The sequence below is a fragment of the Allobranchiibius sp. GilTou73 genome (genome assembly GCF_021391335.1).
Lineage (GTDB): Bacteria > Actinomycetota > Actinomycetes > Actinomycetales > Dermatophilaceae > Allobranchiibius > Allobranchiibius huperziae.
In genome coordinates this window covers 2,826,038-2,839,555 of sequence record NZ_CP090051.1, presented here as the reverse complement: position 1 = coordinate 2,839,555, position 13,518 = coordinate 2,826,038, and the positions used below count along the sequence as shown (strand labels likewise).

General features: G+C 67.9%; 12 protein-coding genes. 6 read left to right on the top strand and 6 right to left on the bottom strand.

What is annotated here, in order from left to right:
* Nucleotides 1-165: 165 nt before the first annotated feature.
* Nucleotides 166-1,575 carry a dihydrolipoyl dehydrogenase gene (gene lpdA / locus LVQ62_RS13935; protein WP_233762455.1) on the bottom strand — a complete coding sequence of 470 codons (1,410 nt, stop codon included), beginning with the start codon at nt 1,573-1,575 and terminating at the stop codon, nt 166-168.
* Between the two features lie 11 nt (nt 1,576-1,586).
* Entirely contained in the window at nt 1,587-2,513 is a 927-nt protein-coding gene (locus tag LVQ62_RS13930) for a sugar-binding transcriptional regulator (protein WP_233762453.1), read from the bottom strand.
* Between the two features lie 181 nt (nt 2,514-2,694).
* Here LVQ62_RS13930 and LVQ62_RS13925 point away from each other — a divergent pair, with 181 nt between their 5' ends.
* The 5 genes from LVQ62_RS13925 to LVQ62_RS13905 all read left to right on the top strand — a co-directional run bounded on the left by LVQ62_RS13925 (nt 2,695) and on the right by LVQ62_RS13905 (nt 8,853).
* Nucleotides 2,695-4,062: a sugar ABC transporter substrate-binding protein gene (locus tag LVQ62_RS13925; protein WP_233762451.1), complete on the top strand. Its 1,368-nt coding sequence runs from the start codon at nt 2,695-2,697 to the stop codon at nt 4,060-4,062.
* A complete protein-coding gene (locus tag LVQ62_RS13920) occupies nt 4,062-5,033 on the top strand; it encodes a carbohydrate ABC transporter permease (RefSeq protein ID WP_233762449.1) in 972 nt (323 codons plus the stop codon). Before LVQ62_RS13925 ends, LVQ62_RS13920 begins: the two co-directional genes overlap by 1 nt.
* Nucleotides 5,033-5,878, top strand: coding sequence for a carbohydrate ABC transporter permease (locus tag LVQ62_RS13915; RefSeq protein ID WP_233762448.1), 846 nt, complete (start codon nt 5,033-5,035; stop codon nt 5,876-5,878). The genes LVQ62_RS13920 and LVQ62_RS13915 overlap by 1 nt, the downstream gene beginning before the upstream one ends.
* 2 nt (nt 5,879-5,880) lie before the next feature.
* Complete coding sequence (locus LVQ62_RS13910) at nt 5,881-7,362, top strand: mannitol dehydrogenase family protein (protein ID WP_233767854.1); 1,482 nt, start codon at nt 5,881-5,883, stop codon at nt 7,360-7,362.
* 84 nt (nt 7,363-7,446) lie between these two features.
* Nucleotides 7,447-8,853: an FGGY family carbohydrate kinase gene (locus LVQ62_RS13905; protein ID WP_233762446.1), complete on the top strand. Its 1,407-nt coding sequence runs from the start codon at nt 7,447-7,449 to the stop codon at nt 8,851-8,853.
* Between the two features lie 3 nt (nt 8,854-8,856).
* On the opposite strand, the gene LVQ62_RS13900 is transcribed toward LVQ62_RS13905, so the two are convergent.
* From LVQ62_RS13900 to LVQ62_RS13890, 3 genes are all read right to left on the bottom strand, one after another.
* A complete protein-coding gene (locus LVQ62_RS13900) occupies nt 8,857-9,297 on the bottom strand; it encodes a VOC family protein (protein ID WP_233762444.1) in 441 nt (146 codons plus the stop codon).
* A gap of 123 nt (nt 9,298-9,420) precedes the next feature.
* The gene (locus LVQ62_RS13895) at nt 9,421-10,995 is read right to left on the bottom strand and encodes a catalase (RefSeq protein ID WP_233762440.1); all 1,575 of its coding nucleotides are present in this window, start codon (nt 10,993-10,995) and stop codon (nt 9,421-9,423) included.
* Between the two features lie 53 nt (nt 10,996-11,048).
* The gene (locus tag LVQ62_RS13890; protein WP_370639633.1) at nt 11,049-11,519 is read right to left on the bottom strand and encodes a Fur family transcriptional regulator; all 471 of its coding nucleotides are present in this window, start codon (nt 11,517-11,519) and stop codon (nt 11,049-11,051) included.
* Between the two features lie 342 nt (nt 11,520-11,861).
* Between LVQ62_RS13890 and LVQ62_RS13885 the strand changes: the two genes are divergently transcribed.
* Nucleotides 11,862-13,058: an MFS transporter gene (locus LVQ62_RS13885; RefSeq protein ID WP_233762438.1), complete on the top strand. Its 1,197-nt coding sequence runs from the start codon at nt 11,862-11,864 to the stop codon at nt 13,056-13,058.
* A gap of 13 nt (nt 13,059-13,071) precedes the next feature.
* Here LVQ62_RS13885 and LVQ62_RS13880 read toward each other — a convergent pair whose 3' ends face one another.
* Entirely contained in the window at nt 13,072-13,425 is a 354-nt protein-coding gene (locus LVQ62_RS13880) for a TfoX/Sxy family protein (RefSeq protein WP_233762436.1), read from the bottom strand.
* Nucleotides 13,426-13,518 lie beyond the last annotated feature (93 nt).

Genomic DNA, 13,518 nt, shown 5'->3' with positions numbered 1-13,518 from the left:
CCTGCACCGGGTATCTCGAATCGCCGTCCTATGAGGTGGCTCACGCCGCCGGTTGCGTTGTGCGGCCTGTGTTTTCAGCAAGCCCTTCGAAGGGCGTCCGCATACCGACGTACGTCGAACGGGCAGGTGATCGAGACGGTCACCTACCCGTTCAGGCGTCGCGTGTCAGAGGTTGATCATGTGGCCGGCGAGGCCTTCGACGGCCTCCTTGACGGCCTCGCCCAGCGTCGGGTGGGCGAACACGTTCCGTGCGACCTCGTCGGCGGTGAGGTCCCATTTCTGGGCCAGCGTCAGCACGGGCAGCAGCTCGGTGACGTCCGGTCCGATGAGGTGAGCGCCGATGATCTCGTTGTGCTCGGAGTCGGCGATGACCTTCACGAAACCGACGGCCTCACCCAGCCCCTGCGCCTTGCCGTTGGCGGAGTACGGGAACTGGGCGACCTTCACGTCGTACCCCTTGTCCTTCGCCTGCTCCTCGGTGTACCCGAACGACGCGATCTGCGGCTGGCAGAACGTCGCCCGCGGGATCATGTCGTAGTCGATCTCGACCGTCTCGGCTCCGGCGATGGTCTCGGCGGCCACCACGCCCATGGCCTCGGCGGTGTGCGCGAGCATCAGCTTGCCGGTGACGTCCCCGATGGCCCAGACGCCGTCGATGTTGGTGCGCCCGCGGCCGTCGATCGCGATGGCGCCGCGGTCGGTGAGCTCGACGCCGATCTCCTGCAGGCCGTAGCCCTCGGTGCGCGGTGCGAAGCCGATCGCCTGCAGCACCTTGTCGGTCTCGATGACCTGCGAGTCGCCGCCGGCGGCGGGGGAGACGGTGACCTTGACCTTCTGGTTCGGGTCGTCGGGGTCCTCGATGCTCTCCACCTTCGTCGACAGCATCACCTTCACGCCGAGCTTCTTGTACTGCTTGAGCAGTTCCTTGGAGACCGCGACGTCCTCAGTGGGCACCATTCGGTCCAGGAACTCCACGATGGTCACGTCGACGCCGAAGTTGCTCATCACGTAGGCGAACTCGACGCCGATGGCGCCGGACCCGGCGATGACGATCGAGCCCGGCAGCTCCGGGTCCAGGATCTGCTCCTCGTACGTCACGACGCGCTCGGACAGTTTCGTGCCGGGGACGAGGCGGGTCGTCGCGCCCGTGGCGATGATGAGGTTGTCGCAGGTGACCTCCTGCGTGCCGCCGTCGTTGAGCTCCACCGACAGGGTCCTGCCGTCCTTGAGGGTGCCCCAGCCGTCGATCTCGGTGATCTTGTTCTTCTTCATCAGGAAGTGCACGCCCTTGACGATGCCCTCGGACACCTTGCGGCTGCGGGCGTGCGTCACGTCGTACGCCATCGTGGCGTCGCCGGAGATGCCGAAGACGGCCTTCTCCTTGGTGATGACGTGGGCCAGCTCCGCGTTGCGCAGCAGCGCCTTGGACGGGATGCACCCGACGTTGAGACAGACACCGCCCCAGTACTTCTTCTCCACCACTGCGGTCTTCAGGCCCAGCTGGCTCGCGCGGATCGCCGCGACATACCCGCCAGGACCGGCACCGAGGACAACGACGTCAAAGTGATCAGCCACGACGGGGAACTTTAGTCCCCCCGTAGAAGGGCATGCGCGAGCGGGACGTCCACCACGAGGGAGTTCAGGAGGCCGCCGCGGCACGCTGCTGCGACCGCTCCGGCTCGTTCGTCGCCCATGCACACCCCGATCACGTCGGGTATGCCGCGCAACTGGTCCGCTCGCACGGTGATCAGCCGGCGCGCGAAGGAACCTGTCAGGGGGTAACCGTCGACGTCGATGAAGACCCCGCTCACCTCCCCGACGGCGCCGGCGACGCGCAGTTCGTCGATCTCGGCGGCCGTCGCGGCCGTGTAGAGCGTCGAGAACTCGGGATCGAAGGCGCCGACCCCGACGACGGCGACCGTGATGGCCGGCACGCGGGCCTGTGCCGCGAGGAACGCGGGGTCGCGCCGCAGGGAGGCGGCCGCGGCGGCGTCGGAGGCCACGAACGGTGCGTGGAACCGGTAGGGCCGCCCCCTGCCGAGGGATGCGGCATCGCGCACCACATCGGCCGGCGCCGAGCTGTGGTCAGGCTCCCATCGCGCACCGCTCAGCTGGACCACGTCGACCGGAGGCAGGCCGGAGAGGGCCGTCACGGTGGCCGACACCGACCGTGACCAGGGCAGGCCGAGGACGTCGTCGGAGGAGAGCAACGACTGCAACTGCTGCGCGGCCAGCGCTCCGAGGCTGCCCCGTCGCTGGTCGACCGTCTCCTCCGGAGCGCTGTCCAGGACAGAGGTCATCTGCAGGTTGAATGCCCGGGACACGTCCTGCGCCAGGTCGTCGCGGGTGGCGTACACCTCGTCGATATGGATCCGAACGACGCCGGACGCGCGCGCTGACTGCAGGAGTCGCGCCACCTGGAAACGAGAGATGCCGAGTTCACGGCCGATCTCGATCTTGCTGGAGTCCTCGAGATAGAACCGACGGGCGGCCTCGATCTGCAGGGCACGCACCGCTGAAGGGTGGGGCCTGACCGGCGCGTGACCGTCGTCCCTGCCGTCGCTCATCGATCCTCTTCCCCGTCGTTATCAAAACGCGACCTGGAGTGCTCGCCATCAAGAATGTGATCTGCAACACTACATCCATATGAGCGGTGGGCGCTCATATGAGCGCTCCTGAGGAGAATGACTTCATATGCGATCCACACAACGAATCGCCATCAGCGTCGCGGTCATCGGACTGGGCGCGGCCGGGCTGTCGGCCTGTTCCGCGAGCAGCGGCGGTTCCGGCGGGGGCGACAAGACCCTCAACGTCCTGATGGTCAACAACCCTCAGATGGAGGCGCTGAAGCAGGTCGCGCCCGAGTTCACCAAGGCGACCGGCATCAAGGTCAACTTCAAGGACCTTCCGGAGAACGACCTGCGTTCGACCGCCTCGACCGAGTTCGCGCAGCAGGCCGGGCAGTACGACCTGGCCACCCTGTCCAACTTCGAGATCCCCATCTACGCCAAGAAGGGGTGGGTCGCCGATCTGACGAAGTACACCTCGGACCCGAAGTCGACCTGGAACGGCAAGGACTTCGACCAGAGCGACATCCTGAAGCCGATGGCCACGTCCCTGACGGTCAACAACAAGATCTACGGCGAGCCGTTCTACGGCGAGTCCTCCTTCCTCATGTACCGCAAGGACCTCTTCAAGGCCGCGGGGCTGACCATGCCGGCGAATCCGACGTGGCAGCAGGTCGCCGGCTTCGCCCAGAAGCTGAAGAAGGGCAGCACCGCCGGCATCTGTCTGCGCGGCGCCGTCGGATGGGGTCAGGTGATGGCCCCGCTCACCACCGTGGTCAACACCATGGGCGGCACCTGGTTCGACAGCGACTGGAACGCGCAGATCAACACCGGCGGATTCGCCAAGGCCACGAACTTCTACGTCGACCTGGTGAAGAAGTACGGCGAGCCGGGCGCGGCCCAGGCGGGCTTCACCGAGTGCGACAACGCCATGATCCAGGGCCAGGCAGCCATGTGGTACGACGCCACCTCGGCCGCCGGCACCCTCCAGAGCTCGAAGTACGGCTCGGACATCGGCTACGCGCCGGCACCGGTCGACCAGACCAAGAGCTCCGGCTGGCTCTACACCTGGGCGTGGGGCGTGGAGTCCGCCTCGAAGAAGAAGGACGCGGCCTGGAAGTTCATCTCCTGGGCCAGTGGCAAGGACTACCTGACCACCGTCGGCAACAAGACGGGCACCGGGATGGGCTGGGCCAATGTGCCCGCGGGCGCTCGCACCTCGCTGTACAGCAACCCCAACTACCTGAAGGTTGCGAGCAGCTTCGCGCAGCCCACGCTGGCGGCGATCAACTCGGCCGACCCGAACAACACGGGCCGGACCAACCACCCGCCGGTGCCCGGCATCCAGTTCGTCGACGTTCCCGAGTTCACCGACTTCGGTCAGAAGGTGAGCCAGGAGATTTCGAACGCGATCGCCGGTAGCACATCGGTCTCCAGCGCGCTGAACGCCAGCCAGTCGATCGCGCAGGCCGGCGTCAAGGCGTACAAGAAGTAATGACTACCGCCAGCCTTGACCCCAGCGGCGCCGTGGAGGCTTCCACGGCGCCGCCGGGGGCGGACCCCGAGACGAAGCGCCGGCTACGTCGCGAGGGATGGAAGCGCCGGCTGCCCCTGATGCCGGCGTTCATCTTCGTCGTCATCATGACGCAGTTGCCGTTCCTGGCAACGATCTTCATCTCGTTCAGCAACTGGACTGCCTTCAGCGGCAACAAGGGTTTCGCCGGTCTGAGCAACTTCAGGACGGTGTTCCAGGACTCCGACGCGCGCTCGGCGGTGATCACCACCATCGAGCTGACCGTGCTCGTCGTGCTGATCAGCCTCGTGCTCGGCATCGTGATCGCGCTGCTGCTCGACCGGTCGTTCAAGGGACGCGGCATCGTCCGGACGATGATGATCGCGCCGTTCCTGATCGTCCCCGAGGCTGCTGCGCTGGTGTGGAAGCACGCGTTGTTCAACGTGCAGTCCGGGTTGTTCAACGGCCTGATCACCCAGTTCTACAACTGGTTCGGCCTGAAGAACCCGCCGCAGCCGGACTGGATCACCAGCCACCCGCTGGGCACCATCGTCACGGCCCTCGTGTGGCAGTGGACGCCGTTCATGATGCTCATCATGCTGGCCGGGCTGCAGGGCCGGCCGATGGACGTCATCGAGGCTGCGCAGGTGGACGGCGCCAACAGCTGGCAGATCTTCACCAAGATGACGCTGCCGCACATGCGTCGCTACATCGAACTCGCCGGCCTGCTCGGGGCGATCTACATCGTGCAGAACTTCGAGTACGTCTACACGATCACCTCCGGTGGCCAGAACACCGCGAACCTGCCCTACTACATCCAGCAGACGTTCTTCGCCGGGACCGGTGAGTACGGCGTCGCATCAGCGGCCGGTGTGGTCGTGGTCATCGGCACCATCGTCATCGCGACATTCGCGCTACGCACCGTGCTGTCGGTGCTGAAGGAGGAGAGCTGATGGCAGGTGCAGTCATCAACCGGGCGGCCGGGCAGAACAAGCGCGCCGGCGGTCTGCTGAGCGCTGCCGCGTGGGTGATCGGGGTGCTGTTCATCATCCCGATCCTGTGGATGGTGCTGACCGCGTTCCACCAGGAGAACGACGCGGCGAAGAACCCGCCGGCCTTCTTCGCTCCGCTCTCGACTTCCGGTTTCAGCGACTTCTGGGCGGCCAAGCCCATCCCGCCCATGCTGAACTCGTTGACCGCTTCGCTCGTGTCGACGTTGTTCGTCCTGTGTCTGGCGCTGCCGGCGGCGTACGCGCTGTCCATCAAGCCGGTCCGCAAGTGGACCGACGTGATGTTCTTCTTCCTCTCCACGAAGTTCATGCCCATCGTCGCGGGCCTCCTGCCGCTCTACCTCGTGGCGAAGAACACCGGGCTGCTCGGCAACGTCTGGGCACTGGTCATCATCTACACCTCGATGAACCTGCCGATCGCCGTATGGATGCTGCGGTCGTTCCTGGCCGAGATGCCGATCGAGATCCTGGAGGCCTCCCAGGTCGACGGGGCCGGGTTCTTCACGCAGATGTACAAGATCGTCATCCCGCTGGTCATGCCGGGTCTGGCGTCGGCGGCGCTCATCTGCTTCATCTTCAGTTGGAACGAGCTGCTGCTCGCGAACACGCTCGGTGGCAACTCGGCACAGACGGCTCCGGTGTTCCTCACCGGCTTCGTGACCAGTCAGGGTCTGTTCCTGGCGAAGGTGTGCGCCGCGGCGGTAGCCATCTCCCTGCCTGTGTTGGCCGCAGGGTTCGCGGCCCAGGACAAGCTGGTCCAGGGACTGTCGCTCGGTGCAGTCAAGTGACAGTGACCGTCACTCTCTCGCAAGCAGCGCTGGCCCAACTGAGTACGGAGGTCGCCCGCCCGTCGTACGACCGGTCGAAGGTCACCCCGGGGATGGTCCATCTGGGAGTCGGTGGATTCCACCGGGCACACCAGGCCATGTACACGGACGCGCTGATGAACGACGGCGCTGCAATGGACTTCGGCATCGTCGGGGTGGGCGTGCTTCCGCAGGACGAGCGCATCGTCGAGATCCTCAACGGGCAGGACGGGCTCTACACCCTGGTGCAGAAGCACCCGGACGGCAGTCTGGAGCCGCGGGTGATTGGCTCGCTCCTGCGAATGCTGCACGCGCCCAGCGACCCCGACGGCGTGCTGTCGGCGATGACCGATCCAAGCACCCGGATCGTGTCCCTCACCATCACCGAAGGCGGCTACCTGGTCGACCAGGTGACGGGGGAGTTCGAGGCCGACCACCCCTCGATCCAGGGTGACCTGAAGGAGGGAGCCACTCCATCGACGGCGTTCGGCTTCGTCGTCGAGGCACTGCGTCGCCGGCGCGCGGCCGGCACACCACCGTTCACCGTCATGTCCTGCGACAACCTGCCGGGGAACGGCGACACCGCGCACCACTCGATCGGTGCCTTCGCCCGGTTGAAGGATCCCGAGCTGGCCGACTGGATGGAAGAGCACGTGTCCTTCCCCAACTGCATGGTCGACCGCATCACCCCGGTCACCGCGCCTGAGGACATCGCGGCGCTGCAGGAGCGTTTCGGGGTGCGGGACGGCTGGCCGGTGGTCTGCGAGCCCTTCACCCAATGGGTGCTGGAGGACCGCTTCACCGACGGTCGACCCGCGTGGGAGAAGGTCGGCGTGCAGGTCGTGGACGACGTCGTCCCGTACGAGCTGATGAAGCTGCGGCTGCTCAACGCCAGCCATCAGGCGTTGTGCTACCTCGGTTACCTGTCCGGGTACCGCTACGCCCACGAGGTCGCCTCCGACCCGCTCTTCGCCGAATTCCTGCTCGGGTACATGCAGTTCGAAGGGACGCCGACGCTGCCCGAGGTGCCCGGCGTGGATCTCGCGGCCTATCGCGAGGAGCTGGTGTCCCGCTTCGCGAATCCGGAGGTGCGCGACACGCTGGCGCGGTTGTGCGCCGAGAGCTCGGACCGGATCCCGAAGTGGCTGGTGCCGGTGATCAAGGCCGACCTGGAGGCGGGCCGCCCCGTCGACCGCTCCGCACTGGTCGTCGCCGCGTGGGCCCGCTACGCCGAGGGCACCGACGAGGAGGGCGAGCCGATCGACATCGTCGACCACCGCAAGGAGGCTGTGATGCGCGCCGCCGCCGACACCTCCGATCCGCTGGCGTTCGTGCGCGACAAAGCGCTCTTCGGCGACCTGGCCGAGCAGAAGGGATTTACCGAGCCCTACCTCGCGTCGCTGAAGTCGTTGCACGACAACGGTGCCCGCCAGACACTGCAAGAGCTTGTCGATCGGGTCCGGTAGGCGTAGACAGGTGCAGCGTGCCGTCGACTCCGGTCCGGCACCTGTCTCACGCTCGCCCTTCGCCCCACCGACCCAAGGACACCGATGCCCCGCACCCTCGTCGCCGGAGTCGACTCCTCGACCCAGTCCTGCAAGATCGTCGTCTGTGACGCCGACACCGGAGAGGTGGTCCGGGAGTCACGGGCAGCCCACCCCGACGGGACCGAGGTGTCCGCCGACCACTGGTGGACCGCATATGCGGAGGCCGCCTCCGACGGGATGCTCGAGGGCGTATCGGCGCTGGCGGTCGGCGGTCAGCAGCACGGGATGGTCACGCTCGACGGTGACGACAAGCTGGTGCGGGATGCGTTGCTGTGGAACGACGTGCGCTCCGCCGAGGCGGCCGCTGATCTCGTACGGGAACTCGGAGGACCGCAGGCGTGGGTCGACCGTGTCGACGTCGTCCCGCTCGCGGCGTTCACCGTGGCGAAGGTGCGATGGCTTGCCGAGCACGAACCGGAGCATGCTGCACGCACCGAGCGGGTAGTCCTGCCGCACGATTGGTTGACCGGGCGGATCCTGCAGTCCGGCAATGGCTTCGAGCGCTGGACGACCGATCGCGGTGACGCGTCGGGCACCGGGTACTGGTCCCCGGTCACCGGGACGTACCAGGACGAGCTGGTGCGGTTGGCCGCCGGGAAGGCGCTCCAGCTGCCCGAGGTGCTCGCGCCCGACGCTGCCGCGGGCCGTACGGACTCCGGCATCCTCGTCGCCCCTGGGACGGGCGACAACATGGCCGCCGCGCTGTCCCTCGGGCTGGAGGCGGGCGATGCCGTAGTGTCGCTCGGGACGAGTGGGACGGTCTACGCCGCCCATGAGCGGCCCTCCGGCGATCCCACCGGGGCGGTCGCCGGATTCGCCGACGCGACGGGTGGGCACCTGCCACTCATGTGCACGCTCAATGCCGCGCGGGTGCTCAGCGCCGCAGCAGCCATGCTCGGGACCGACCTTGCCGGTCTGGACCGGCTGGCCCTTGCCGCATCCCCGGGCGCGCAGGGACTGGTCCTGTTGCCCTACCTCGACGGCGAGCGCACGCCCAACCTCCCGGAGGCGACCGGCAGCCTCGGCGGTCTCACTCGCTCCAACGCGACCCCGGAGAATCTCGCGCGGGCCTGCGTGGAGGGGATGCTCGCCAATCTGGCGGCCGGTATCACCGACCTGCGTGCGGCCGGCGTGCCCGTCGAACGCGCACTGCTCATCGGTGGCGCGGCGGCGTCGGCAGCGGTCCGGGCGATCGCGCCGATGGTGCTCGGCGTGCCGGTCAGCGTGCCCGACAGCGCGGAGTACGTAGCGCTCGGCGCCGCCCGGCAGGCTGCCTGGGTGCTGTCCGGGGGCGGCGACCTGCCACCGTGGTCTGTCGGGACGCACACCACCATCGAGCTGCCGGACGGCATCGAGGGCGCGCAGATCCGGGACAGGTACGACGCGTTCCGGCACACCGTGCACGGCTGAGCCTCAATCGAGGCAGAACTCGTTGCCCTTCGGGTCGCCCATGGTGATGGAGCCCGTCTCCATGGTGGCCGGGTCCGGCTCCACCCGGTAGAGCCGGACGGCGCCCAGAGCCTGCACCCGGGTCGCCTCGGCCTCCAGGGCGGTCATCCGGGCTTCGCCCGCCGCGCCCGGCGCGGCGCGCACGTCCAGGTGCACCCGGTTCTTCACCGCTTTGCTCTCTGGCACCCGTTGGAAGAAGATCCGCGGTCCGGACCCCTCCAGCGGCAGGATGGCCGACCGGGCATCGCGCTCCTGGGGTGGCACGCCGAACGCCTCCAGGGCCGCGTCCCAGGAGTCGAATCCCTGCGGCGGTGGCTGCAGCTGGTATCCGAGCACGGCCGCCCAGAATCGTGCGAGCCGGTCCGGGTTGGTGCAGTCGAACGTGATCTGGATGTCCGCCGTCATCCCGCCACGGTGACACCGCCCACCGACAGCCGCTCGTCGACGGCGCGGGCCCGCCAACGCGAAGGGCGTACGCCGACCGGAGCGGTCGGCGTACGCCCTCAGCGATGCGTCAGGTCACCTAGGTCAGTGAGCAGCCTGGGTGCGCTTCTCCACGATCAGGTCGACGTTCGCCTTGGCGTCGTCGTCCTCACCGCCGGGGTTTTCCCCGCCGACCTCGGCACGGACCTGCTCCTCGATCTTGGTGCCGGTCGTCGGGTCGACGTTCTTCCAGTACTGGAAGGCGCGCTCGAGGACCTCGCCCTTGACGCCGCCGAGCAGGTGGCCCGCCACGGTGTCGACGAACCGGTCACGCTGGTCCTGGGTCCACACGTTGCGGACCAGGTCACCGGCCTGGCTGAAGTCGTCGTCGTCGGCGCGCAGGGTGTAGGCCTGGCGCACCATCTCGCCGTCGGACTCCCAGCTCTCCTCGACCTCGCCGACATTGTCGGCGTAGCCGCGACCGAAGCTGTTCGGCGCGTAGACCGGGTCGTCACCGGTGTGCTCGAAGGCCATCGGGCCGTCGAACGCATAGGTGTTGTGGTCCTGCACCCGCGGCCGGTTGACCGGCAGCTGCAGGTAGTTCGGTCCGATCCGGTAGCGGTGCGTGTCGCTGTAGGCGAAGGTGCGCCCCAGCAGCATCTTGTCGGGGGAGAAGCCGATGCCCGGCACGGTCGCGGACGGCTCGAACGCCGCCTGCTCGATCTGGGCGAAGAAGTTCTCCGGGTTGCGGTTCAGGGTCATCGTGCCGACCTTGACCAGCGGGTAGTCGCTGTGCGGCCACACCTTCGTGAGGTCGAAGGGGTTGAGGTGGTAGGTCTTGGCGTCCTCGTACGGCATGAGCTGCACCGACAGATCCCAGCTCGGGAAGTCGCCGCCCTCGATGGCCTCGTGCAGGTCGCGGCGGTGGAAGTCCGCGTCCTCGCCGGCGATCCGGGTCGCGGCCTCGCCGGTCAGACCCTCGACACCTTGGTTGCTGTGGAAGTGGTACTTCACCCAGTGCTTCTCACCGGCTTCGTTGATCCACATGAAGGTGTGGCTGCCGTAGCCGTTCATGTGCCGCCAGGTGTGCGGGATCCCGCGGTCGCCCATCAGGTAGGTCACCTGGTGCGCCGACTCGGGGTTGAGGCTCCAGAAGTCCCACTGCATGTTGTTATCGCGCAGGCCGGTGCCGCCGCGACGCTTCTGGCTGCGGATGAAGTGCGGGAACTTCATCGTGTCGCGGATGAAGAACACCGGGGTGTTGTTGCCGACCAGGTCGTAGTTGCCCTCGGTCGTGTAGAACTTCAGCGAGAAACCGCGCGGGTCGCGCCACGTGTCGGGCGAGCCCTGCTCACCGGCGACGGTGGAGAAACGCGCCAGCATGTCGGTCGTGGTGCCCTTCTGGAAGAGGGCCGCCTTGGTGTACGCCGAGACGTCCTCGGTCGCCTCGAACACACCGAACGCACCCGACCCCTTGGCGTGCACGTTGCGCTCCGGCACGCGCTCGCGGTTGAAGTGCGCCATCTGCTCGATGAAGTGGGTGTCGTGCAGGAAGATCGGACCGTCCGGCCCGTTGGTGAGGGAGTTGCGGTCGCTCGGCGCGGGGGCGCCGGTCGAGGTACGCGAACCCAGGTGCGCCTCCTTGGACGGAGCGGTCTGGATCGATTCGTTGCCGGTCATCTGGCTCTCACTTTCCTTCTTCGGTGGTCGGTCTTCGATGGGGGTCTGGGGGATCAGGGGACCTGCGAGCCCGGGGTGCCGGGGTGCCGCGATGATCGCGGGTCACTGGATTCGTCGTTACCCGGAACGTCGTCGCGGCACTCGGAGCAGTGGCCCCAGTAGATGACCTCGGCCTCGTCGATCGTGAACCCGTCGGGGTTGCTCGCTTCCAGGCACGGTGCAGGCCCGACGGCGCAGTCGACGTCGCCGACGGCACCGCACGACCGGCATACGACGTGGTGATGGTTGTCGCCGGTGCGCGTCTCGTAGCGGGCCGGGTGACCGGCGGGCTCGATGCGACGTACGAGGCCGGCGGCGGTCAGCGCGCGCAGCACGTCGTAGACCGCCTGCACCGAGACCGACCCCAGGCGCTCGCGAACGGCCATGACCAGGTCGTCGGCGTCGGCGTGCGGCCGAGAGGAGAGCTCCTCCAGGACCGCGACGCGAGGCGCGGTGACCCGCAGCTGCGCCGCGCGCAGCTTCATGGGGGTCTCTGACGGGTGCATCGTGACCTACACCACCACACCAGTCTGGAACCGTTCAAGACAGGGTCGGCTTACCTCGTGGTCCTCTCGGGTACGTCGGCTGGGCCGGCTCCCGCTTCACGGGGCCCGATCTCAGGCGGCCTCGATGCGCAGCGCTGCCCTCGGCGTGCGCTGCTGGACGTCTCTTCCGCGGGTTGTAGGCGTTGCGATCACGTTCCTGCGCGTGGTGCACCTGCCGGGGTGGGTTGTCGGCGCGGCGGTCGGTTGCCGGCTCGGGAGGTGGCGAGCAACGTCACACGAAAACGACTGGCGTCAAGAATTTCGATATGGAAGTATTGACGTATGTCCATCACGCCGTACCGACGCGTGCTCGCCGTCCGCGACGCACGTCGCGTACTGCTGCTCGGATTCCTGCTGCGCCTGCCGATCTTCTCGGCCGGAGTCATCCTCACGCTGCACGTCGTCAGCCACCTGCACCGCACCTACACCGAGGCCGGCCTGGTGGCCGCCGCCGGCACCAGCGCCATCGCCGTCTCAGGGCCGTGGCGGGGGCGGTTGCTGGACCGTCTCAGCCTGCGGCGCGTGGTCGCCCCCTCGATCGTGGTGAACGGCGTCTGCTGGTCGATCGCGCCGTTCGTCGGCTACTGGGCGCTGCTCGTGCTCTCGGTCGTCGCCGGACTGTTCGTGGTGCCGACCTTCTCGGTGATCCGCCAGGGCGTCATCGCCGCCGTGACCGAGGTCGACCGGCGCACCGCGCTCTCGCTGGACGGGATCGTCGTCGAGCTGGCGTTCATGACCGGGCCGCTGCTGGTGGTCTGGCTCGCGACCGTCGTCTCGACCACGTGGGTGCTCTTCGGCATCGAGATGGTCGGCGTCGTCGTGGGCGTTCTGCTCTGGTGGGCCGACCCGCCGCTGCGCGACGCCTCGACCACGGGTTCGAGGGCCGCGCCGGTGCAGCGCGCCGAGTGGTTCCGGCTGAAGTTCGTCCTGTTCTGCGCGGCTGCCACCGCGTCGACCATCGTGCTCACCGGCAGCGACGTCGCGTTCGTCGCAGCCATGAGGCAGTGGTCCGCCACGGCCTCCCTCGGGCTGGTCCTGGTCGTGTGGAGCGTGGGTTCGATCGTCGGCGGTCTCGTGTACGGCGCCATCTCGCGCCCGCTCCCGCCGTCGCTGTTGCTGCTCGGGCTCGCTGTCACGACCGCCCCCATGGCGCTCGCGACCTCTCCGTGGATGCTGGCGGCGTTCTCCCTGTTGGCCGGGATCTTCTGCGCTCCCACCATCACCGCGACGGTCGACGCGATCTCCCGTGTCGTCCCGCCGTCCGCGCGCGGCGAGGCCATGGGGTGGCACGGTTCGTTCATGACGACCGGCTCGGCGCTCGGTGCGCCGATCGGCGGGGTGGCGATCGATCACTTCGGATTCGGCGGAGGTTTCGTCTCCGTGTCGATCCTCGGTGCGCTCATCGCTCTGCTGGCTGCCGCAGGCGCGCGACCCCGCACCGGCCGTCCGGTCGAGGTCGAGCACCGGCTCGCTGCCTGAGCCGGCGGTCGGCTCAGCCGCCGGGCTCGGTGCCTTCGCGCGGCGGTAGGCTCGCGGCGTACGTCATTCCCTCATCGACCCACCGGTGCAACGCCTCGTCGTCGGCGACCGCTTCGGGGGACACGTCGAGCCAGCCGTCCAGCGCCCGGCCCCGCATCACGAAGCGCTCGACCCGCGGCGGGTCGAGCAGCTGCGCCGTCTGCTCCGGTGCCACCCGGACCATCAGGGCGCCCCGGCTGCCCGCGGCGACCGCGAGGTGGCCGTTGATCAGGAACGCGAGCCCACCGAACATGGCCTTCTCGGACAGTCCGTAGCTGCCCTCCACCAGGACGCGGATGCGCTGCGCGAGTTCCCTGTCGTACGGCATGGGGTGATTATCGAGCCGTGGTCCGGTCCTCGCACCGCGATGGATGGAGCCGATGGCGCCGAATTGGTGGGAATGGCAGGGCGGCTGTTACCG